The sequence below is a fragment of the Streptomyces alfalfae genome (genome assembly GCF_004127445.1).
Classification (GTDB): Bacteria; Actinomycetota; Actinomycetes; order Streptomycetales; family Streptomycetaceae; genus Streptomyces; species Streptomyces alfalfae.
On record NZ_QEXM01000036.1, the window covers coordinates 73372 to 95534 of the forward strand.

Below are 22163 nucleotides of genomic sequence, written 5' to 3' on the forward strand. Positions count from 1 at the left end.
TTCGAGCAGCGGCCCCGGGACCGCCGCGACGGCTCATGTCGACCGCCCGCCCCCTGTCCTACCCTCTGTGACCAGGCAGGCGGCGCCGAACCGGGCGGCGTCGCCCCGGTCATGGCCCGCGGCGCGCCGCGGGACAACGGAGATCGAGGCCGTCGACTGCTCCTATAAAGTGACCGGAGGGCTGCGCGACACGTCGTACTCCTGCAAGGCAGAGCGTCATAAGGGCAGTTCATCAGGGTTGCGCGCGGCGCCGGAGGGCCGTGGGCGCGTGACGCGCCCGCCGACCGCGACGCACGCCCGCCGGGCGGCGGACCGGGCACGTTTTACTTGAAAGGTTAAGCGCTACGTGTGCATTTCAAGTAACGGTGGGTGACGGTCGCCGCCCCCGCTGCGGAAGCAGTGACTCAGATCAGTGCGGTGCATCTCAGGTGCGTCTCAAGAAGGAAAGGAACGGCATGGCGATGAAGGACTCCGCCTCCCGCTCCACGGCTGACAGTGCCCGCCCCGGCGCGTCCGCGCCGGGCGGGCGGCTCGCCGACAAGCTCGCTTCGGCGCGGATGCAGAACTTCGTGGGCCGGCAGGAGGAGATCCTCCTCTTCCGCGGAGCGTTGGACGGTGCTCCCGGAACACCCATGGTCATCGTGGTGCACGGGCCGGGAGGGATCGGCAAGAGCGCCCTGCTCCAGCGGTACGCGGCCGAGGCGCGCGCCACCGGCCGCCCCGTCGTCACCGTGGACATGCGGACCATCTACCCCTCGCCGAGCGCCTTCACGGAGGCGGCGGGGGAGGTCTTCCGTCAGGACGACGCCGTCCTGCTGGTCGACAGCTTCGAACGGTGCCGGGGCATCGAGGAGTGGGTGCGCGACACCTTCCTGCCCGGCCTGCCCTCCGGAGTGCTCGTCGTTCTCGCCGGCCGGCTCCCCCCGGACCCCCTCTGGCGCGCGGACCTCGGCTGGAGCGAGCTCATGGAGGTGCTGCCGCTGAAGGAACTCGGCCCCGCGGAAGCGGCGGCACTCCTGGCCGTCCAGGGCGCCGACCCCGCCCGCCACACCCCGCTCCTCGACTTCGCCGGCGGCAACCCGCTGGCACTGCGCCTCGCCGCCGAGGTCGCCGGGCACGACAGCGCCGACGACGTGGTCTGGACGCCCTCGCGCACGGTCATCGAGCAACTCCTCTCGCTGCTGGTGGGCGAACTCCCCTCGCCCGCGCACCGACGCGCCCTGGAGGTGTGCGGCCACGCCCTGGACACCACCGAGGACCTGCTCCGCGCCGTGCTGCCCGACGAGGACGTGCCCGAACTCTTCGCCTGGCTGCGCCAGCTTCCCTTCGTCCGGTCCGGCCGCTTCGGGGTCTACCCGCACGACGTCATACGCGACGCGCTCGACAGCGACTTCCGCTGGCGCGACCCGGCCCAGTACAAGGCCATGCACCGGGCCGTGCGCCGGCACCTGGTGGAGCGCATCCGCAACGCGGCCGACGAGGAGGCGTTGCGGGCCACCGGCGCGTACAACTACATCATCTCCAGGGCGTCCTGGATCCGCAGGTTCCACGGCGGCCGGGACGAGAGCGGCGCCTACGAGGACACCGTCCGCCCCGAGGAGACGGCGGCGCTGGTGCGGATGGCGCGCGAGACGGAGGGGGACGCGAGCGCCAGGGCCGTGGCCCACTGGCTCGAGCGGCAGCCCGCGGCGTTCCGCGCGCACCGCAGGTACAGCACGGGGGAGTTGCTGGGCTTCATGGCCTGGCTGCGCGTCGAGGAACTCGACGACCGGACGCGGGAGGCCGACCCCGTGACCGCCGAGGCGTGGGACGCGGTCTGCGCCATGGCGCCGCCCCGCCAGGGCGAACACCTCGGTCTGGCCCGTTTCATGGTGCACCCCGAGGCCCACCATCTGCCGTCGCGCGCCTGGGACCTGGTCCACATGCGGATCGTGTACGAACTGCTGCGCGCCAAGCACTGCGCCTGGTCCTGCGTCGTCATCGACCGGCCCGGGTTCTGGGAACCGCTCATGACCTACATGGACATGTTCCGTCCGTCGGGCCGCGACCCGCGGGCCGCGGGCGGGCGGGGCCTGTTCTGCCACGACTGGCGTGCGGTGGGGGTGGACGAATGGGCCGAGGGCATCGACGCGCGGCTGCTGAGCGGACCACCCGGAAAGCCCGCGGACGAGCCCAGACCGGCCGTGCCGCCGCTGACCCGGGAGGAGTTCGACGTCGCGGTGCGGGACGCGCTGCGCAACTGGCTCGATCCGGACGCGCTCGCCACGAGTCCGCTGCTGCGCTGCCACATGGTCACGCGGCGCGAGGACGCCACGCCCGTCGCGGTGCTCCAGGAACTGCTCGACAAGGCGGTGCAGCGGCTGGAGACCACCCCTCGGACCCGTCCGCTGCACCCCGTGCTGACCATGACGTTCCGGAGCTCCGCCACCCAGGAGGCCGTGGCGCGCCGCCTGAACATGGCGTTCAGCACCTACCGCCGCCACCTGGCACGCGCCGTCGACGACGTGCGCGAACGGCTGTGGCTGTGGGAGACGCGGGGAGAGACACCCGACTAGGAACACCCCTTGCGTGAACGCCCGCGCTGCGGGCGGTTCTCCTCGCGGCTCGCCGTGAGCCCCAGGAAGGCGGTGCGCCCCCACTGCGTCGCGCAGTCGACGGACAGGCCGTCGGCGGCCAGGCGCTCGTCGAGCCGCGCCACCCGGGCCCGCAGCGCCCGCCGGTTCATCGGCTCCGCCGCGGTGCCGAGCAGCAGGCACAGCTCATGGCAGCACCAGGGGCGTGCGGCGGAGCAGATGATGTCCATCAGCGTCAGCTGCGAGGCCTGCCGCAGCCGCGGTGAGCGGTGCCCCGGCGCGGCCCTCGCCGTCCTGCGCCGGGCGGGCCTCGCGTCGAGCCACCGCCGTTCCGCCACGATGCGGCCGGCCAGTTCCTTCGGCGGTGTGTCCCTGGGGACGACGTTCACGGCGCCCGCCCGCAGCAGGGCGACGGAGTCCGTGCCCTCGGGGGCGAGGACCATCACCGCCGAGATGTTGCTCAGCGCCCGTACGCGTTGCTCCAGGCCCACGACCCACCGCGGGCCCGGCACGTCCAGGACGGTGAGCGGCGCGCCCGGGGCGTGCAGCAGGGCCCCGTAGGCCTTCTCGGAGCCCCAGCGGTGGCTCAGGGCCGGCAGGACGTGCTGGCTGCGCAGTGTGCGGAGCAACGTCACCGTCCGCTCTCTGTGCAGCGAGAGGACGGCGCTGACGGGGTAGGTGACCACCTCGTCCGCTCCGGCGGTCCGGACGGCACGAGGGGCCGCCTCGGACAGGTCAACGAGGGGCATGACGACGCCTTAATGCAGATGTTCCTGGCGAACACCGGGCAAGCATCCGCCGCCCGCGCCGCCATCGGAAGCCACGGACCTGGTCAGAAACTGCTCGCCCCTGCTCACGCTGCTCACCGCGCCCCGCCTCCTCCACGAGGACGAGAGGCGCGACGCGCTCGTCCACGCGGCGGAGCCGGGCTTTCGTCTGCTCAGCGGAGGCAGGGGGCGGCCGGGCTTCCGAGAATGGAGAGCGCCGGGTCACGGGGACCGGCGGCACGGGGGACGGGAAGCGGTCGATGGCCCACCACTACGGGGAACTCGCGTCCTTCACGGCGGCGCTGCGGGGTGAGCCCGACGCCGCCCCGGTGCTGTACCTGCACGGCATGGCGGGCACCGGCAAGACGACCCTGCTGCACCGCTTCGCCGACGAGGCACGGCGGACGGGGCGAGCCGCGGTGCGGGTGAGCGGCGCCTGCCTGCGGCCCTCCCGCCGGGATTTCGCCCGCGCCGTGCGGCACGCCGCCGACGTGCCGGACGCCGTGCTCCTGGTCGACGACGTGGACCGGGCGGCGGGTCTGGAGACGTGGCTGCGCGAGGGTTTCCTCCCGGGGGTGTCCCACCGTGCGGTGACCGTCCTCGCGGGCCGGCGGGCGCCCCATCCGATGTGGACCGCCGACCCCGGCTGGGCGAGCTGTGCCCGCGTACGTCGCCTCGGCCGGGCGACCAGGGAGGAAGCGCACCGGATCATGGACGCCCACGCGGTGCCGCCGGCGCCGCGCCCGCGCGTCCTCGCCTTCTGCGCGGGGAACGTGCTGGCACTGCACCTCGCGTCGGCCGACGCGGCCCGCGGGCCGGTGGACTGGCGGCCGTCCGCAGGCGTCACGGCGGCGCTGCTGGCCCGGTTCGTCGGGACCTCGCCGTCCGCCCGGTGCCTGACGGCGCTGCGGATGTGCGCGCTCGCGGGCACGGTGACCGAGGACCTGCTCCGCACCGAACTCGGCCCGCATGCCGCCGAGATGTTCCGCCGGCTGCGCGAGCGGTCCTTCACCTCGCGGGAGCCGGCCGGCCTGGCCATCGACCCGGTGGTGGCCCACGTGGTCGTGGAGGAGGCGCTGCGCCACGACAGGGACGGGTTCCTCGCCCTGCACGCGCGTCTCGACGCCCACCTGCGACATCGGCCGTTTTGGGGCGCCGAAAGCAGGGGCGTGGTGCCCGAACGGCTCCGATGAACGCGCCCGAAAGGGCGTTGACGCCCCGGTCCGCCCGAGATTTGAATCTGCGAGTGATCGAGCAGGACAAGTGACGAGAAAGAGGAGGCATTTCATGCGTGCAGCCATTCGCTCCGCACTCGTGTGCACGGTGGCGGCGGGGTCCTTCTCCCTGCTGTTGGCGGGCGCCGGCAGCGCGGGGGCGGCGGAATCGGCCGACGCGGTGTGTCCGCACTCCCACCCGGCGCCCGTCTGCGTCTACGACGGCGCCGACTTCACCGGGCTTCTGGAGAACCGGGCCGTCTGGACGCCTCAACTGCCGGCGGCCGAGAACGACCGCATCTCCTCGGTCATCAATGACAGCGATTACACCGTCATCATGTTCGCCGACAAGAATTACGGCGGGGAATCGATCGAGATCGGCCCGCACCAGAAGTGGGTCGCCCCCGCCGCATGGGACAACCGCGTCTCGTCGTACGCCATGTACTGAGCCGCACGCCTCACCACGCCGGCCGGTGGCCCGCGTGCGGCGGGCCCACCAGCCCCGAGTCGTAGGCGAGGATCACCGCCTGCACCCGGTCGCGGAGGTGGAACTTCTCCAGGATGTGCGCGATGTGCGTCTTCACCGTCGTCTCGCCGATCCTCAGTTCGGCGGCGATCTCCGCGTTGGACAGGCCGCGCGCCAGGGTCCGCAGCACGTCGAGTTCACGGCCGGTCAGCACGTCGAGGCGTGGCGGGACGGGGGGAGCGGCCTCCCAGGGCATGCCGGCGAACCGGTCGAGCAGCCGCCGGGTGACGCGGGGCGCGAGCACGGCCTCGCCGTCGGCCACCGTACGGATCGCCGCCACCAGGGAGTCGGCGGGGCCGTCCTTCACGAGGAAGCTGCTCGCTCCGGCCCGCAGCGCGTCGACCACGTGCTGGTCGAGGTCGAACGTGGTCAGGATGATGACCCGGGCGGGCAGCCCGCTCTCCACGATCAGGCGGGTCGCCTCCACGCCGTCCGTCTGCGGCATGCGGATGTCCATGAGGACGATGTCCGGTGACAGTCGCCGGGTCTCCTCGACGGCTTCCCGGCCGTCCGCGGCCTCACCCACGACCTCGATGTCGGGCTCCGCCTCCAGGATGTACCGGAAGCCGGTCCGGATCATCGGCTGATCGTCGGCCAGCAGGACGCTGATGGGCGGCATGGTGCGCAGTTCCTCCGTTGTCGGCGACGCTCGCGTCGCTCCGGGCGCCGTCGTGTTCGGGCAGTGTCAGCACGGCGTGGACGCAGTACCCGCCCCCGGGCCGCGCACCGGTGTGCAGGGTGCCGCCGGTGGCGGCGACGCGTTCCCGCATCCCCAGCAGACCATGACCCGGACCGCCGGCGGGCACCGGGGGCCGCGCCGCGGTCCCGTCGGCGCCGCCCGGCCCGTCGTCGCAGACGCGCACGTGCAGCCGTCCCGGCTCCTCCCCCCACCGCAGACGGACCCGGGTACGGGTCGCGCCCGCGTGCTTGACCGTGTTGGTCAGGGCCTCCTGCACGACGCGGTACACCGTCAGGTGGTACCCGGCGGGCAGCGGAGCCGGTGTCCCGGACACCTGGAGGTCGACGTCCAGGCCGGTGGCGCGCACGGCGTCGACGAGTGAGGGCAGCGCGTCGATGGTCGGCTGGGGCGGTTCCTTCGACGGCGCGTCCTCCGCCGCCTCCTCGTCGGTGCGGAGTACGCCGAGCAGCCGGCGCAGCTCGTTTACGGTGTCGCGGCCCGTCTGCTCGACGGTCGCGTGCAGCTCGTGCGCCTTGTCGGGGGACCGGTCCTGTATCCGGTCGGCCGCGATGGTCTGCACCACCATGAGGCTGACGTTGTGCGCCACGATGTCGTGCAGCTCGCGGGCGATCCGCGCCCGCTCCCGCATCACCGCCGCCCGGGCGTTGGCGGCCTGTTCACGCTCCAGGGCGGCGGCCCGCTGCATGGCCTCGTCCCTGACGGCCGTCCGGGCCCGGGACAGCCGGCCGAGGGCCCACGCCGCGAGCAGCAGCACGGCGTCGGTCACCAGCGCGGCGATCCGGTGCCCCGCCGGCGCGATGAACGCCTCGGTCAGCGCGCTCAGCGGAATGAACACCGCGGCCACGAAAGTCGTCCGCCACGGCGTGCGGCGCACGGCCGTCAGGAACACGGCGGCGGCCACGGCCAGATAGGTGGGGCCGATCGAGGTGCCGTCGGGCCCGGAGAGCCGCGGGATGTAGGACAGGTGCTGGAGCGTCCCGGAAGCGGCCGCCATCACCAGCAGGCTCACCAGCGGCAGTCTGCGGTGCACGGCGAGCGGCAGGCTCGACACGAGCATCAGGACGAGCCACCAGTGATCCGGCGGCCGGATGGTGTCCCCGCCGGGCGGGATCACTTCCGGCAGTGTGAGGCACGACGCCGCCGCCAGGACGGCCAGTGACACGTCCGTCACCGCAGCAGGCACCTGATGACCCGCGAAGGGCCCCGACTTTCTCATGGTGTCCACGGTAAACGCGCTGGTCACGAAGGTTTCCCCTGCCCAGGTCCCGGACCGGGCGCCGGGCTTCCTCCTTCCGGCCCCCTCCTTGAGGAGGAGACGCGCCGCCGGCCGCGTGCCGAAGCGGCGTACGCCCTCGTCCGGACGGTGGAAACCGGCGCCTGCCTCGGCCGCCCGGCGGAGGCCGTGATTCGACGTGAGGGCGGAGGTCAGGGGCCTGTGCGGCCGGTGGACTTGGGGGACCACCACCCGCAATCCACCCAGAGGTTCCCCCATGCTCGGAGCACGCGGCCGGAGAACTCCGTCCGGCACCCCCATCGGCATCGACCCGTCACGGAGCGCCGTACGGCTGACGCAGGTGACCAAGGAGTACGGCCGGGGGCCGTCCGCGGTCGTCGCACTCGACGACGTCAGCGCCGGCATCGCGGCCGGCAGCTTCACCGCCGTCATGGGCCCGTCCGGCTCGGGGAAGAGCACCTTCCTGCACTGCGCGGCCGGACTCGACCGGCCGACGTCCGGAACCGTCCGGCTCGGCGGCGAGGACCTCGGCGAGCTGGACGAGAAGGAGCTGACCCGGTTCCGCAGGACCCGCATCGGCTTCGTCTTCCAGTCCTTCAACCTGCTGTCCTCGCTCACCGTGGAGCAGAACATCACCCTGCCGCTGCGACTGGCGGGGGCGGGCACGGACCACGACTCGGTCCGCGGGGTCACGGCGGCGGTGGGTCTCACGGGGCTCCTCGGCCGCCGCCCCGCGGAACTCTCCGGCGGACAGCAGCAGCGGGTCGCCATCGCACGCGCCCTCATCACCCGCCCCGAGGTGATCTTCGCGGACGAGCCGACCGGCGCCCTCGACCCGGACACGGCCGACGACATCCTCGCCCTGCTCCGCCAGGCGGTGACCGACCTGCACCAGACCGTCGTCATGGTCACGCACGACCCCGCCGCGGCCCGGCGCACCGACCGGGTCGTCTTCCTGGCGGGCGGACGCGTGGCGCGCCGGCTGGACGCGCCCTCCGCCGAACAGGTCAAGAGCGTCATGTCCGAGCTGCGGAGGGCCCACTGATGCTGCGCATCGCCCTCGCCACACTGCGCGCCCGCGGCGGCGCCTTCGCCGCCACGTTCGCCGCCCTCCTGGTGGGCGCGGCCGTGATCAGCGCCTGCGGCGTCCTCCTGGAGTCGGGGCTGCGCTCCGCCCTGCCCCCCGAGCGGTACGAGAAGGCCCCGGTGATCGTCGCGGGGCGGCACTCCGTCGACCTCGACGTGAAGTCCGCCGACGGGTCCGACTACCGCAGCTCCCGGCCGCTGCCCGAGCGGCCGCGCCTCGACGCCGCCCTGGTCCGCGACATCGCCGCGGTCGACGGGGTCGCCTCCGTGGTGCCCGACCGCCGGGCCACGGTCCGGCTGGTGGCCGGGCACCGGACCGTGACCGGCGCGAACGGCGCCGCGCCGCAGGCGCACACCTGGAGCAGCCGCGTCCTCGGAGGATTCCGCCTCGTGGAGGGGCACGGCCCCCAGGGCTCGCGCCAAGTGGTCCTGGACGCCGACCTCGCTGCCAGGGCCGGGCTGCGGACCGGCGACGGCGTACGGCTCATGACGTCGTCCACCCCGCTCACCTTCGAGGTGTCCGGGCTCGTGGCACTCGACGACCGCCGTACGCCGCGGCAGTCGGTGCTGTTCGCCCCCGCGGCCGCGATGCAGCGGCTCGCGCCCCGGTCGGGCGGGGCCGTCGACGCCTTCGGGGTGTTCACCGAACCCGGCGCCCCCGCCTCGGCGGTGGCCTCCGGCGTCGAACGGGCGCTGGCGGGGCACCGCGCGGCCGTGTACACGGGCGACGGGCGCGGTGAGGCGGAGTTCACCGACATCGCGGTCGGCGCGGCCAACCTGGTGGAACTCGCCACCGCCATCGGCGGCAACGTCCTGCTCGTGGCCGTGTTCGTGCTGTGCGCCACGACCTCCCTCGCCGTCCGCCACCGCCGCCGGGAGATGGCCCTGCTGCGCGCCGTGGGCACCACACCCGGCCAGCTCCACCGCATGATCACGGCGGAGTCCGCCGCGGCCGGCCTCGTCGCGGGCGTGCTCGGCTGCCCGCTCGGCGTCGGGGTCGTGTACTGGCTGAGCGGCCAGTTCGCCGGACGCGGTCTGGTGCCACCGGACTTCCGGCCGGTCGTGGGTCCACTGCCGTTCCTCGCCGCCGTGGGCGCCACGGTCCTGACCGCGGTGGCCGCGGCCTTCGTCGCGGCCCGGCGGGCGGCCCGCGTCCGCCCCACCGAGGCGCTGCGCGAGGCGTCGGCCGAACCCGCCCGGCTCGGCCGCGGGCGGCTGGTGACCGGCGGCGTCCTGCTCGCCCTGGCCGTCTCCGTACTGGGTCTCGGCCTCGGTCACCGCACCGACTTCCTCACCCTGGTCGGCCTCGCCAACTCCCTGGTGCTGCTGCTGGTCATCACCGCCGCCGTCCTCGGCCCGCTGATCAGCCGTGCCGCCGTGGCCCTCCTCACCCCGCTGCTCGTCCGTACCGGTGTCACCGGCTGGCTGGCGGCGGCGAACTCCCGGGCCCGGGCCGCGCGGACCGCGGCCGCCGTGACCCCGCTAGTCCTCGCGGTCTCCTTCGCCGCGACGGTCGTCTTCACCCAGACCACCCAGTTGAGCCGGGCCGCCGACGAGGTCCGTTCCGGCACGGTGGCCGATCACGTCCTCACCTCCCCCGCGGGCGTGCCGACCGGCCTCGCGGAACGGGCCGCCGGGCTGCCCGGCGTGACGGCCGCCACCGGCGTGGTCCGGTCCAAGGCGATCGGCGTGGGCTCGCTGCTCGGCACGGAGGAGGCCGTCTCCCTGAGCGCGCAGGGCCTGAAGCCGTCGGCCCTGGCCGCCACCGTCGACCTGGACGCCCGTGAGGGAGACCTGTCCGCCCTCGCCCCCGACACGGTCGCCCTCAGTTCCACGGCGGCCTCGTGGCTGGGGCTCGGCGTCGGGGACCGGGCCCAGTTGCGCCTCGGGGACGGCACGCCCTTCACCGGTGAGGTGATCGCCGTGTACGACCGCGGCCTCGGCTTCGCCGACCTCACCTTCGACCACGACCTGCTCCTGGCCCACACGACCGCGGGCGTGGACCAGTCGGTGCTGATCCGCTCGGCGGCCGGCGCCGTCGACGACACCGCACGGGAGCTCGCCGCGCTGGCCAGGGCCTACCCGGGCACCGCACTGAGGGGGGCGCTGGCGGTCGACGCCCAGGTCGCGGAGCAGCGGGCGATGGCCTGGGTGAACTATGTGGTGGTCGGCGTCATCATCGCCTACACCGCTCTGACGGTCGTCAACACGCAGGCGATGAACACCGCGAGCCGCCGCCGCGAGTTCGCGCTGCTGCGGCTGACCGGCAGCAGCCGTTCCCAGGTGCGGAGGATGGTCCGGTGGGAGAGCCTCACGGTGGCGGCCGTCGGAGGCGTCCTCGGCGCCCTGCTGTCGGTCCCGCCGCTGGCCCTGGTCGCGCTGGCCCTGACCGGCGGTCCGGCGCCGACGATGCCGGTGCTCGGCTGGCTGGCGATCGTCGGATCGACGGCGCTGCTCGCCGTGGCGGGAGCGATGCTGCCCACCCGGCTGATGCTCCGGGCCCGTCCGGTGGACGCCGTCGGGAGGAAGGAGTGACGGGGGCGGCAGCCCCGGGGTGAGTGCCCCGGACATGGCGGGACGCGCGTCATCGGCGGGCCGGTCGGGCCGTGCCGGTGACGCGCGTCCACGCGAGCGGTGGGGCACTTTGCGCGACCGGTCAGCCGGTGAGGGTGTCCCGCGCCGGCGCGAAGCGCTGCCGCAGAGCGGCCAGACCGTTGCCGTACAGCTCCCGTACGAGGGCCTGGGCGCCGGCGGAGTCGGCCGCTTCCTCCACGGAGTCGGCCCACCACTCGACGAACGCCTCGCCGGTGTCCGTGACCGGGGTGACCCGCAGGGTCGAGACGCTGCGCCGCACCGGGAAGGGGTGCTCGACCAGTTCGTAGGTGAAGGTGCGGGCGGTGTCGTCGAGGGCGGTCAGGCGCTCGGTCACCACGGTGAGGCCGTCCGCGAACCGGAGCTGCCGCAGGGAGCCGACCGTGGTCGGTCCGCCCTCCTTGAGCACGCAGGTGTCGATGGCCGGGTGCCAGCCGCCGAGACCGTCGAAGGGGCGGACCGCCCGCCAGACGGCGTCCGCGGTGGCGGGGACGACGGCGCTGGTGAAGGTGTGTGCCATGAAGGTGCTCCTGGTGTGACGTGCCGCCTCGCGGGGTGGTGTCCGCGAGGGCGGGTGGGTGAGGGGCGCGCAGGGACGTCAGACGGCCGAGGCGTCGATCAGGCGGCGGGTGAGGGCGGCCAGCCGGTCCGTGTACGCGTCGTCGAGTGCCAGGGGGTCCGAGGGAGAGCTCGGCTCCTCGCTGTGGAAGTAGGCTCCGGTCACCGCGGCGAGGTCGGGGTGGTCCACGAGGCGGCGGGTGGCCGCGACGCCCTTCTCCAGCGGTTCCTGCGCGTCCACGCCGGACGCCTTGGTCATCGTCGTCGCCATGAACGTCGCCGGGTGGAGGGCGTTGACGGTGACCCCGGTCCCCGCCAGCCGTGCGGCGAGGTGCGCCGTGTGGCTGATCATCGCCAGCTTGGAGCGGCAGTAGGCGTCGGCCTGGGAGAAGTCCCGCTCGTGCTGGGGGTCGTCGAAGTCGAACAACTGCTGTCCGACGGAGGCGACGTTGACGATCCGGGCGGGCGCCGACCGGCGCAGCAGGGGAAGCAGTTCTTCGGTGAGGAGGGCCGGGGCGAGGTGGTTGACGGCCAGCCGCAGTTCATGGCCGTCGGCCGAGGTCTCGCGGCTGGTGCTGCCGACCTCGAAGCCCACGCCGGCGTTGTTCACCAGGACGTCGAGCCGGCTGTGGCGGGCGGCGACGTCCGCCGCGAGACGTCTCACCTCGGCCAGTGAGGCGAAGTCGGCGATGAAGACCTCTCCGCCGGTCGCCGCGGCGACCTGCGCCAGCCGCTCCGGGTTCCTGCCGTGCAGCAGCAGCCGGTGTCCGGCTGCGGCGAGGTCCTCGGCCAGTGCTCGGCCGAGCCCGTCGGACGCTCCGGTGATCAGGACGGTTGCCATGTGAGTGCCTTTCAGAAACGGGCATGCCGGTGCCGCGTCGCACCTTCGAGGCGCGCGGTCAACAAGTGTCAGCGTAAACCAACACCTGTTGAGTCCGGTACGTGGATACGATGGCTCACGCCCGCGCCGGCGCGATCCCACCGGTCCGAGGGCAGACGAAAGGAAGTCCGCGTGGCGGCACGACGCCCCGACAGCAGCGCGGCCCACGACCGGGCCGAGCCGCAGGCCCGTAGCTGGACCCGACCCGCGAGCCGGGGCGACCGGCGCCTTGAGGCGCTGCTCTCCGCCGCCGAGACGCTGATCGCCGAGAAGCCCTTCGCGGACATCTCCGTGGGCGAGCTGGCCACCCGGGCCGGCATCTCGCGGCCGACCTTCTACTTCTACTTCGAGACCAAGCACTCCCTGCTGGCCGCGCTCCTGGAACGCGTCATGCACGACAAGCTGGAGATCGCCCTGCGCGGTTTCACCACCATGGACGCGGACCCCGCGCCCCAGCGCACCTTCGCCGCCAACTACGCCGAGATCCTGGCCCTGTGGCGCGAGCACGCGGCCGTGGTCCTTGCCGCGTCCGACGCCATGGCCTCCGACGCCGAACTGCGCGCCGTCTACGCCGAACTGCTCGATCTGTTCATCCGGCCCGCCACGGTGTGGATCGAGCGGGAGCGCGCGAGCGGCCGGGCCCCGGCGGGCGTCGACGCGGCCACGCTCGCCACCACGCTGGTGTGGATGAGCGAGCGCAACCTCTACGCGGCCCTCCTCGGCATGGCGCCGCTCGTCACCGACGAGGAGCGGGTGGCGGCCCTGGCCGAGGTCTGGATCCGCGGCGTCTTCGGCAGCCCCCCGCCGCCCGCACCCGCCGCCCGCTGACCGTCACCCCCGCGCCGCGACGCCCCCGGCGCCGCCGGGCGCCCGGCCGGGCAGCTCCTCCCACGTGGTGACGGTGCGCATCCGCTCGCCCTGGGGGCCGAAGAGGCTCAGGAACTCGACGGGCCGGTCACCGGCGTTGCCCAGCGTGTGCGGCAGCCGGGTGTCGAACTCCGCCGCCTCCCCGGCCGCCAGGACCACCTGCCGGGAGCTCGCGGTGATGCGCAGCCGCCCGTGCAGGACGTAGACCCAGCTATGGCCCTCATGGGTGTGCGGGCCCCCGCCGGACGCGGTCGTCGTGCCCGTCGGCAGCACGTGCTTGTGGGCACGGGGGCCGCCGTAGTGACGCACCAGCGGGAGAACCGTCTGGTCCTGCCCGGACACGGCCACGGGGCGCAGGTGGAGGCGCGGGTCGCCCGTCACGGGCGCGCCCACGAGTTCGTCGAGCGGCAGGCCGTAGGCCGCCGCGAGCGGCAGCAGCAGATCGAGGGTGTACTTGCGCCGCCCGGACTCCAGCCGCGACAGCGTGCTCGGCGAGATGCCGCTGCGCTCGCTGATGTCGTCCAGTGTCGCGTGCCGCTGCTGCCGCAGCGTCCGCAGCCGGCCCCCGACTCCGCTCAGCACTTCTTCCAGGTCACGGTGGTTCACCCCCGCATCTTGCCAAACCGGCAAGAGGCCTTGGGCGCCGTCGGCGGCAGGCCGCAGGATCACCGCCGAACGGAAGGAACCCCCATGACCCACACCCACACCGGCACCCACGCCGACGCCCGGGCCCGTGTGTACGACGCCGTCGTGGTCGGCGGCGGCGCGGCCGGACTGAACGCGGCGCTCACCCTGGCGCGGGCCCGCCGCACCGTCCTGCTGATCGACGCCGGGCGGCAGCGCAACGCCCCCGCGCACAGCATGCACAACTACCTCGGTCACGAGGGCATCGCCCCCGCCGACTTCCTCGCCATCGCCCGGCGCGAGGCCGCGGACTTCGGCACGCACACGGCCGAGGCGTCGGTCGTCGCGGCGAAGCGCGGCGCGGACGGGATCTTCGAGGCCGCGCTCGACACGGGCGCCGTCGTACGGGCACGCCGCCTGCTCCTGGCCACCGGCCTGGTGGACGAACTCCCCGACGTGCCGGGTGTGGCCGAACGCTGGGCCACCGAGGTGCTGCACTGCCCCTACTGCCATGGCTGGGAGGTGCGTGACCGGGCGATCGGGGTGCTGGCCACCGGACCGGTCGGCGTGGAACAGGCGCTGCTGTGGAGCCAGTGGAGCGCGGACATCACGCTGTTCACCCACACCGCGCCCCTCCCCGACGACCTGGCGCGCGCCCGGCTCGCCGCGCGGGACGTGCGGGTGGTGGAGGGGCGGGTGTCGCACCTCGACGCCGACGGGGACCGCCTCGGCGGGGTCGTCCTGGCCGACGGGCGCCGCACGGACGTCGACCGCCTGGTGGTCGCCCCGCGCTTCACCGCCCGCCTCGGCGGACTCGGCGGGCTGGGCCTGGAGACCGCGGAACTCCGGCTCTTCGGCCAGGTCGCGGGCACCCACGTCGTGACCGACCCGCAGGGAGCGACCAGCGTGGCCGGGGTGTACGCGGCCGGCAACGTCACCAGCCTCACGGAGACCGCCATCGGCTCGGCGGCCGCCGGGCTGAAGGCGGCCGCCGCCCTCAACCTCGACCTCATCACCGAGGACACCCGGAGGACCATGGCGGCCGCGGCCGGCCCGGCGGGTGGCGGGGGAGTGTAGTCCGCCGCCGTGACCGCCTCCCGCGGTGGCCGTCGACCGGGCGGCCACCGCGGGAACGCCTGCGTCAGCCGTTGTTCGCGCTGGACGGACCGAAGAACTCGACCTCCGCGATGGCCAGTTGCTTGTCGGCGGAGGCGTGGTGCGCCGAGCGGACGACGAGCCGTACGGAGGTGACCTCACCCACCGTGAAGCGCCTGCGCTGCGCACCCGCCCCCTGGTCGAGGGTGAGCCTGCGCGTCACCTTCTTCCCCTTCGCCGTGGTGATGACGGCGTCGACGTGATGCGGCTGGGCCGACTTGTCCAGCTCGTCGCCCCTGGTGGACACCCCGGGCGTGATGATGAGGTCGAGCAGCCGGGTGGGCCTGCCGAAGCGGGCCTCCAGCCAGTCGCCGTCGCCCGCCTGCGACACCCCCGGACCCCACCAGGTGTTGTTGAGCCGGTCGAAGGCGAGCGGGGCGCCGTGCTTCGCGTACGACCTGGACGCGCGGACATCGTCGGGAGCGACGGGCGCCCGCTTGGCGAAGTGGTCGCGGACCGCATCGACGGCCGGGCCGGTGTACAGCACCGCGCAGGCGACGAGCGCCAGCACCAGCGCCGCGGACAGCCAGGTGCCGACGCGGTCCAGCCCGAACCGCAGCCGCGGGCGGTCACCCGCCCATGGCGCGGGCCGGTCCCGCCGGTCGAGCAGGCGGCGCCACCACACAGGCGCCGCCGCGTCACCGGAGGCGCCGGACATGGGCATGGCACAGCGGTCGCAGAAGTGACGGTCCGGTGCGTTGCCGGTGGCGCACCACGGGCAGGGGACGCCGTCCGGGACGGCGTCGGGCCGCCCCGGGGCGCGCACCCGCAGCGGCTGGGCCTCGGGGCGCCCCGGCAGCACCGGGGTGACCTCGGGAGAAGCCTGCCGCGGGCGCCGGTCAGGAACAGGCACGATCAGGTTGCGGGCCCGCGTGGTCGCGGACGCGATCGCGTCCGGCGACGGGGCGGGCGCGGGGGCGGGGACGGCGGCCGTGCGGTCCCGGTTGGACGGGTCCGGTGTTCCCGACGCATCGGCGGGAGTCTCCCCGGCGGTGGGCTCGTCGGCCGGGGCGTCGGGCCGTGCACCGTCCGGCGCCGCCGAAGGTGTGCCGGCGGCGGGAGCCCGCGGCGCCGTCGGTCCGGCCGGGGTCTCCGCGGGGCGTCCTCGCCCTGCTTCCGGCGCCGTGCCGGCGCCGTCACCGGCGGGCGGCACGGCGGCCGCCGTGGCGGGCGGCTCCTGAGCGGTGGACGGGGGGACGGGCCGTGCGGCGCCGCCCCAGCTCAGCACGGCGCCGCACGCCTCGCAGAACGGCTCGTCCGGATCGGCCGTGCTGCCGCACTCGCCGCACGTGCGTGCCCCTTCCGTGGAGCGCGGGGCCTGACTGGTCATGAGGGCTGATTCCCTTCGGTGGCGGTGCCATCGGTGGCGATGACTTCGGTGGTGTAGGGCATGTGGGCGGGGCGGGCGGCCGCCACGAGGACGTCGAGGCGGTGGCGGTCGGCGGGGGTCGGCCGGGGCAGCCGGAGCGTGACCGTCAGATGAGGACGGGCGGCGCCCGGAACGGGCCCGAGCGGCTCGGAGCTCCATGCCGCGCCACCGCTCTCGCTGATGTCGGGCACGACGCCGAAACCGAGCCGCACCGCCTCCGCGAGCCCCTCACGCGTGCCGCGGATGCGGTGCAGCCGGGCCGCGGCGGCGACCGCGCGGCGCAGCCGGTCCTCCGGTTCGCCGCCGTCGGTCTCCGCGCCGACCCAGCCGCCCAGCCACCGGGTGTGGTCCACGGGCGCGAGGGAGGGCGTGAAGTAGGCGTCCAGGCAGTCGAGGACGGCCAGGATCGGGGCCAGGACCTCGTCCAGCCCCTCCACGAAGCGCTGTGCCAGCTCGTCCTCCGCGAACACGGCGGGAAGCTGTTCACCGATCGGCAGCGACGACGCGAGTCCGTCGACGGAGCCCCTCACGTGTTGTCCCCGATGACACGGGCCCGGTGGTCGAAGGAGAACACCAGGGCGGGTGGGGCCAGTGGGATGCGGTCGGTCGGCTCACCGCGGCGGCCGGTCAGCGGATCGGCGGGATACAGCTTCACCTCGTCGACGAGTTCGACACCCGGCACGCGCTGGAGCACGGCGAAGATCTCTCCCGCCTGCACGGGACGGCCGAAGGGCCAGCCCGTGCCCTCGCTGCCGCCGGTCAGCGGATCGAGGTGGCGGTAGAGGGCGTCGAGGGCCCGGCGGCGCACCCGGTCGGTGTCCGTGCCCCGGAAGGCGTGCACGGTCGTCACGACGGTGACGCCCTGGTAGAACGGCGGCCCCACCGCCACCCGCGTCCCGATGAGGCGCCGCTCGTCCAGGAACCGGGTGATGCGGCGCAACAGCGCGTCATCCGGGACGAGTTGCTCGAAGCGGAGCCGCCCGCCGGGGTCGGGCACGGCCTGCGGGACGACGAGCACCCGCACGGCGTGCGCGCCGTACTCGGTCTCCTCGCCCGCCAGGCAGGTGATCCGGGCCGTGTCGGGCGCCGCGCGCCGCACCAGTTCCTCGTAATCGCGCAAGGTCACCGCACGTTCCTGCGCGCGCAGCGTGACGGGTGCGCGGACCTTGGCCTCCTCCACGGTCTCGCCGTCGACCCCGCCGCGGGCGGCCTCGCGGTTGACGACCTCGGCCACGTAGGGCAGCGAACCGCGCAGCACCCGAACGGCGCCCCGTGCGACGTTGCCGGCCCGCCCGCCGCCCGTGCGGTAGAGCCGTGCCCGCACCGCCGCCCCCTTGGGCGGGACCGCGCCGTACTGCCGGAGCGTGCCGTCGGGCTCCCGCACGGCCGGGCCGAAGGCCACCTCGCCGGTCGTGGCGTCCAGGGTCACGTGCCGGTCGGCGGGTCCTGACGCGGCGAAGTCGGTGACCACCTCCCAGTCCCGCCACCCCCCGTCCTCCGCGATCTGCAGGCGCAGCGGCGGCCGGTCGTCCACGACCGGTGCGTGGGCCAGCCGCATCCGCTGCCCCGGCAGCCCGGTCGACTCCCCGAGCGGCTCGTCCCGCACCGTCTCGGCGTGGACGGCCGTGGTGGTGCCGCCGATGGTGAAGGCCTCCGCCGCCCGGACCGTGGGCGACAGGGCGTAGAAGGGCTGCCCGGCCCGCGGTTCGGTGACCCGGCAGCGCAGCCAGCCCGCCTCGCGCCCCGCCGACCGGGACACGGTGTGCCCGCCGGGGACGTGCAGCACCACCTCGCCCGGCCGGTTCAGACCGCCGGTGCCGTCCCGGTCGACCTCGCACGCCGTCCACCCGTCCTCGGTCCACGCCTCCCACACCAGCGGGGGCTGGCGCGGGTCGACGCCGACACCGTCGACCCGGCTGTCCAGGTCCAGCACGACGGCGCAGTGCGGCACGGCCGCGGTCAGGCCGAGCAGCACGCAGTCGTCGGGGCGCGGCGACTCGGAGAAGCAGTGCACGTCCTTGCCCGCGTCGAGGTCGTCGGTCACGTCGGCCACGGCCTCACCGGCCCGGTGCACCTGCAGCCGGTCGAGACCGCACGACACCACCGGCAGATCGGTCCCGGTCGTGAAGACGACCGCCTCCTCGCCCTCGGTCCGAAGCGTCGCCGTCTCGGTGCCCGCGGGCACCACGAGCGTCTCCTCCAGCGGCGCCGACAGCCAGAAGGTGACGTCGGTGCGGGCCGCCCTCGGGGGGAAGAGGGTGATGCCCACGAGGTCGAGGAAGGCCAGGTAGTTCTTCTCCGGCACGCGGTTGAGGCGGTAGACGATCTGGTCGGCCATGTGGGCGACCGTCTCGACCAGGGTGACACCGGGGTCGGACACGTTGTGGTCGGTCCACTCCGGAGCGCGCTGCTGGATGTAGCGCTTGGCGTCGTCGACGAACTGCTGGAAGCGGCGGTCGTCCAGGTTCGGGGAGGGCAGTGCCATCTAATGGTCGCTTTCTGCGGCCGGGGCGGGCAGTTCCCGGCCCGCGGCTCCGTCCGGTGAATCGTCGTGGGAGGGGATGACGTAGAAGGGGAAGACCAGGCTGCGGGGGTTGTTGGTGCCGCGGATCGTGTAGCGCACGTCGATGAAGAGCACGCCCTGTTCCGCGCCCGCGGTCACTTCCACCTCGCCGACCTCGACGCGCGGCTCCCAGCGGTCCAGGCTCGCGTGCACCTCGTGCTGGATGCGGCCGGCCGTGGCCTCGTTGACGGGGGCGAAGACCAGGTCGTGGATGGCGCAGCCGAACTCGGGGCGCATCGGCCGCTCGCCCGGCGCGGTGGCGAGCACCAGCCGGATGGCCTCCTCGATCTCCCGTTCCCCGCTGACCAGGGCGATGCCCCCGGTGGGGCCGATCCTCAGCGGGAACGCCCACCCGGATCCGACGAACTGTTGGGCCATTACAGCGGCACCGGCTTTCCGTTGATCGTGACGAGACCCGTCAGCGGCAGGGTCACGCCGCGGATGCTGACGTTGGCCACCGAGTTGACCTGGACGCTCGCGGTCGCCGAAAGGGACGCGGCGCCGAGCGACTTGAGGCTCAGCGCGCCCTTGGCGTCCACGTTCACGGGGCCGGTCGTGGAGGACAGGTTGACCGGTCCCCGGCCCGTGATCGTGAGCGTGCCACCGCTCTTGATGCTCAGCGAACGGCGCGCGGACAGGGTGAGGTCGGTGCCCGCGTCGACCGACACCGACCGGCTGCCGCGGATGCTCACGGCGCCCTTGCTGTCGACGGTGATCTCGGTCTTCGTCCGGTCGAGGTGGATGGTCAGCCGGTCGTCGCCGCTCGCGAGCCGCACTCCCTGCCTGCGGGCGCCCGTCCGCTGGCTGAGCAGGTCCACGCGGTTGCCCTGCCGGTCGGACAGGGTGTGCCGCGCCGCCTGCTTCTTCACGCCGTCGTGCAGCGGCACGTCCTTGACGGCGGTCGGCCTGTCCTTGCCGTTGTAGAGCCCGCCGATGACGAAGGGATGGTCGAGGGCGCCCCGGTCGAAGCCCACGAGCACCTCGTCGCCGACGTCCAGCGGGAAGACGCCGCCGCCCGCCTTGCCGCCCATCTGCACCGTCCGCGTCCAGTCGCTGACGTAGGTGTCGTCGAGCCACGGGAACTGAAGCTTGACCCGGCCCGCCTTCAGCGGGTCCTGCACATCTGTCACCAGGGCGTTCGCCACACCCGGAAGCCGTGGGGAGGAGGCGGCGCCGCCCGGGCCGGAGGCCAGCCCGTACAGCGAGCGCCACTGCCGTCCGCTGACCGTCACCCACGTCTCGTAGTGCCGTCCGTCGCCGAAGACATGGCGCACCGACGTCACGGTGTACTTGCCCTCGAAGGGCTTGCCCACGTCCGTGAGGGCCACCGGCGCCCCCGGGCGCAGGGCGGGGTTGCCCCGGACCGTCACCTCCAGCTCGGCGAAGGCGGAGGTGACGTCGTCGGCGAGGGACGCCGCCGCGTGCCCGACCTCCGTCTGCCGGTCGTACGGGATGTGGGTCTCCACGAGGGTGGCGGACTTGAACGCCCCGCCCGCCCTGCCCGGTGTGGTGCCGATGCTGACGGCGGTGTTCGACAGGGCGGGCGAGGTGGCCGTGAGCGGCTTCTTCGCCAGGACGTCCCAGCCGCGCGCCTCGACCCGGGCGACCTGGTCGGCCGAGGTGACCGCGGCCCGGCAGCGCAGCACGTCCGTGCCCGCCTGGAGGACGAAGGGACTCTTGTCGCCGGGGGTGCTCACCGCGGGCGCGCCCGACGCCGGATCGGGCGTCACGAACCGGAACCGCCCCTCGGAGTCCAGGGACATCACCATCTCGTTCTCGTCGGCGAGCCGGGACAGGAAGTCCCAGTCGCTCACGTTCGCCTGGCTGATGAACTCGTACACCGTCTTGGTGGCGCCCACCTTGCCGATGGCGATGCCGTTGAGGCCGGCCAGCTTGCGGGCGATGTCGGACGCCGTCTGGTTGCGGTAGGCGGCCACCCGGCGCTGGCGCAGGAGACGGTGGCCCGGGTCGTAACCGCGCACCACCGTGAAGGTGCCCGTTCCGTCGTACTCCGTCTCCAGGGCGGTGACCTCGCCGGTCAGCAGCGGACGCGAGGCGCCCTTGCCGTCGGCGACGGGGGCGAGAACCACTTTGCTGCCGATCGTGGCCCCCAACTCGCCGAGGACCTTCCGGCGCGGGTCGCGGAAGGTCAGCCGGAAGGCACCCGGCACCCCGGCGCCGAGATCCACCCAGCCGCCCACCAGCAGCGGGGCGATCGGCGCGGGCAGCACCTTGCCGCCGACACGGACGTCGATGACGCTGGAGAACGCCGACTGCGCCATCAGCCGTTCACCTCCTCGCCGGCGGGCAGCACCAGTTCGGCGCCCGGCGCCAGCCGTGTCGGGTCGTCGATGCCGTTGGCCTCGGCGATGGCACGCCAGGCGGTGGCGTCCCCGTATTCGCGCCAGGCGAGCGACGAGAGGGAGTCACCGGCGACCACCCGATGCACGCGCTGCGCGGTCAGCGCGCCCGACGTGGGGTTCTGCCCCTTCGCCTTGCCGGGTATCTCGTGCAGGCGCACCTGACAGGTGGCCCGGATCGGCGTCCCCGTGGTCCCGAACAGCGTGTACGTCGCCTGTACGGAGCTCACGTACGAGGTGAAGCGCGCGGTGGAGAAGGAACCCCACTGGAACACCACCCACGGCGTGGACGGCTGCTTGGCCGCGATGCTCTTCTGCGTCACCTCGCAGCAGGAGAACAGCGCCTCCACCTTTTTCAGCACGGTGTTACCGCCCGGGTCGTTCGAGGAGTCCAGGAAGATGTCCACGGTCAGTTCGCGCGGCTCGGGGCCCATGAACTCCGGCAGCGCGCCGTCCCGTACCGCGGCGGTCGGCGTGGTCTTCCACTGGGCGCGGCGGCTGAGCGCAAGCTGCGCGGGGTTGAAGTCGAAGCTGAAGGTCCTGATCAGCGCACCGGGCGTGGTGCTGTGGCCGACCGGCGGTTCGTGGATCGCCAGCGCCGCCTTGACCAGGCTCTTGCCCGCTCCGGCCTTGTTCGTCTTGCCTGCCATGCCGAGCCTCAGTTCGTGAAACCGTGATGAGTGATCTCCAGGACCTCCGTGGCCACCCCCGGGCTCGCCGGATCCAGTTGAGGTCCCTGCCAGCGCACGGGCAGCACGTCGATCAGCCCCCAGCGCGCCACGACCGAACCGTCCGCGCGCAGCGCCGCGATCTGGGCCGTGGGACGCGTGATGCCGGTGGCCACCGAGGAGATCCACGCCGCGGTCTTCGCGGTGTCCGGCGTGAGGGGCCGCGTGAGGCGGATGCTGGAGTGCGTCACGCGGGAGGGCAACTGCCACACGAAGCCGTTGTTCCCACCCTCCTGGTGGTGCTCCATCTCCACCTCGGACGCCAGGCCCTCGCATCCGTTGAAGTAGCCGAGGCTCTCCCCGTCGATGGTCAGGGTGAAGTAGATGGTGGAACCGGGGTCGAGGTCGCTGGGCATCGCTGGTCGGT

20 protein-coding genes are annotated in these 22163 nt (G+C 73.8%); 7 read left to right on the forward strand and 13 right to left on the reverse strand.

Annotated elements, in window-relative coordinates:
* The first annotated feature begins 455 nt into the window (after nucleotides 1-455).
* The gene (locus DCW30_RS14760; protein ID WP_237283321.1) at nucleotides 456-2555 is read left to right on the forward strand and encodes an ATP-binding protein; all 2100 of its coding nucleotides are present in this window, start codon (nucleotides 456-458) and stop codon (nucleotides 2553-2555) included.
* On the opposite strand, the gene DCW30_RS14765 is transcribed toward DCW30_RS14760, so the two are convergent.
* A complete protein-coding gene (locus tag DCW30_RS14765; RefSeq protein WP_076683049.1) occupies nucleotides 2552-3322 on the reverse strand; it encodes a hypothetical protein in 771 nt (256 codons plus the stop codon). The genes DCW30_RS14760 and DCW30_RS14765 overlap by 4 nt on opposite strands.
* 278 nt (nucleotides 3323-3600) lie before the next feature.
* Here DCW30_RS14765 and DCW30_RS14770 point away from each other — a divergent pair, with 278 nt between their 5' ends.
* Both DCW30_RS14770 and DCW30_RS14775 read left to right on the forward strand, forming a co-directional pair.
* Nucleotides 3601-4533, forward strand: coding sequence for an AAA family ATPase (locus tag DCW30_RS14770; RefSeq protein ID WP_076683047.1), 933 nt, complete (start codon nucleotides 3601-3603; stop codon nucleotides 4531-4533).
* 94 nt (nucleotides 4534-4627) lie between these two features.
* A complete protein-coding gene (locus DCW30_RS14775) occupies nucleotides 4628-5002 on the forward strand; it encodes a peptidase inhibitor family I36 protein (RefSeq protein ID WP_079249895.1) in 375 nt (124 codons plus the stop codon).
* Between the two features lie 10 nt (nucleotides 5003-5012).
* Here DCW30_RS14775 and DCW30_RS14780 read toward each other — a convergent pair whose 3' ends face one another.
* The gene (locus DCW30_RS14780; protein WP_076683043.1) at nucleotides 5013-5699 is read right to left on the reverse strand and encodes a response regulator; all 687 of its coding nucleotides are present in this window, start codon (nucleotides 5697-5699) and stop codon (nucleotides 5013-5015) included.
* Complete coding sequence (locus DCW30_RS14785; protein WP_162933546.1) at nucleotides 5599-6996, reverse strand: sensor histidine kinase; 1398 nt, start codon at nucleotides 6994-6996, stop codon at nucleotides 5599-5601. Before DCW30_RS14785 ends, DCW30_RS14780 begins: the two co-directional genes overlap by 101 nt.
* Before the next feature lie 274 nt (nucleotides 6997-7270).
* Here DCW30_RS14785 and DCW30_RS14790 point away from each other — a divergent pair, with 274 nt between their 5' ends.
* Both DCW30_RS14790 and DCW30_RS14795 read left to right on the forward strand, forming a co-directional pair.
* Nucleotides 7271-8059 carry an ABC transporter ATP-binding protein gene (locus tag DCW30_RS14790; protein WP_076683041.1) on the forward strand — a complete coding sequence of 263 codons (789 nt, stop codon included), beginning with the start codon at nucleotides 7271-7273 and terminating at the stop codon, nucleotides 8057-8059.
* Complete coding sequence (locus DCW30_RS14795; protein WP_076683039.1) at nucleotides 8059-10635, forward strand: FtsX-like permease family protein; 2577 nt, start codon at nucleotides 8059-8061, stop codon at nucleotides 10633-10635. The genes DCW30_RS14790 and DCW30_RS14795 overlap by 1 nt, the downstream gene beginning before the upstream one ends.
* Before the next feature lie 121 nt (nucleotides 10636-10756).
* Here DCW30_RS14795 and DCW30_RS14800 read toward each other — a convergent pair whose 3' ends face one another.
* Nucleotides 10757-11212 carry an SRPBCC family protein gene (locus DCW30_RS14800; RefSeq protein ID WP_076683037.1) on the reverse strand — a complete coding sequence of 152 codons (456 nt, stop codon included), beginning with the start codon at nucleotides 11210-11212 and terminating at the stop codon, nucleotides 10757-10759.
* A 78-nt stretch (nucleotides 11213-11290) separates the two neighbouring features.
* Nucleotides 11291-12091, reverse strand: a complete 801-nt coding sequence (locus DCW30_RS14805) for an SDR family NAD(P)-dependent oxidoreductase (RefSeq protein WP_076683035.1) — start codon at nucleotides 12089-12091, stop codon at nucleotides 11291-11293.
* Between the two features lie 171 nt (nucleotides 12092-12262).
* On the opposite strand from DCW30_RS14805, the gene DCW30_RS14810 reads away from it, so the two are divergent.
* Complete coding sequence (locus tag DCW30_RS14810; protein ID WP_079249893.1) at nucleotides 12263-12958, forward strand: TetR/AcrR family transcriptional regulator; 696 nt, start codon at nucleotides 12263-12265, stop codon at nucleotides 12956-12958.
* Nucleotides 12959-12961: 3 nt separating this feature from the next.
* Here the strand turns inward: DCW30_RS14810 and DCW30_RS14815 are convergent, their stop codons facing one another.
* Nucleotides 12962-13603 (reverse strand): cupin domain-containing protein, encoded by a 642-nt coding sequence (locus DCW30_RS14815; protein ID WP_076683033.1) that lies wholly within the window; start codon nucleotides 13601-13603, stop codon nucleotides 12962-12964.
* A gap of 84 nt (nucleotides 13604-13687) precedes the next feature.
* Between DCW30_RS14815 and DCW30_RS14820 the strand changes: the two genes are divergently transcribed.
* Complete coding sequence (locus DCW30_RS14820) at nucleotides 13688-14698, forward strand: NAD(P)/FAD-dependent oxidoreductase (RefSeq protein ID WP_076683031.1); 1011 nt, start codon at nucleotides 13688-13690, stop codon at nucleotides 14696-14698.
* Nucleotides 14699-14762: 64 nt separating this feature from the next.
* Here the strand turns inward: DCW30_RS14820 and DCW30_RS14825 are convergent, their stop codons facing one another.
* From DCW30_RS14825 to DCW30_RS14855, 7 genes are read right to left on the reverse strand one after another with little or no spacing between them, the layout of a single operon-like run.
* Entirely contained in the window at nucleotides 14763-16106 is a 1344-nt protein-coding gene (locus tag DCW30_RS14825; protein ID WP_119271198.1) for an NADase-type glycan-binding domain-containing protein, read from the reverse strand.
* The gene (locus tag DCW30_RS14830; RefSeq protein WP_076683029.1) at nucleotides 16103-16675 is read right to left on the reverse strand and encodes a phage tail protein; all 573 of its coding nucleotides are present in this window, start codon (nucleotides 16673-16675) and stop codon (nucleotides 16103-16105) included. Before DCW30_RS14830 ends, DCW30_RS14825 begins: the two co-directional genes overlap by 4 nt.
* Nucleotides 16672-18630 carry a putative baseplate assembly protein gene (locus DCW30_RS14835; protein WP_076683027.1) on the reverse strand — a complete coding sequence of 653 codons (1959 nt, stop codon included), beginning with the start codon at nucleotides 18628-18630 and terminating at the stop codon, nucleotides 16672-16674. The genes DCW30_RS14830 and DCW30_RS14835 overlap by 4 nt, the downstream gene beginning before the upstream one ends.
* Entirely contained in the window at nucleotides 18631-19086 is a 456-nt protein-coding gene (locus DCW30_RS14840; RefSeq protein WP_062781416.1) for a GPW/gp25 family protein, read from the reverse strand.
* Entirely contained in the window at nucleotides 19086-20990 is a 1905-nt protein-coding gene (locus tag DCW30_RS14845; RefSeq protein WP_076683025.1) for a VgrG-related protein, read from the reverse strand. Before DCW30_RS14845 ends, DCW30_RS14840 begins: the two co-directional genes overlap by 1 nt.
* Complete coding sequence (locus DCW30_RS14850) at nucleotides 20990-21718, reverse strand: CIS tube protein (protein ID WP_076683023.1); 729 nt, start codon at nucleotides 21716-21718, stop codon at nucleotides 20990-20992. Before DCW30_RS14850 ends, DCW30_RS14845 begins: the two co-directional genes overlap by 1 nt.
* 8 nt (nucleotides 21719-21726) lie before the next feature.
* Entirely contained in the window at nucleotides 21727-22152 is a 426-nt protein-coding gene (locus DCW30_RS14855) for a phage tail protein (RefSeq protein ID WP_062781421.1), read from the reverse strand.
* Nucleotides 22153-22163 lie beyond the last annotated feature (11 nt).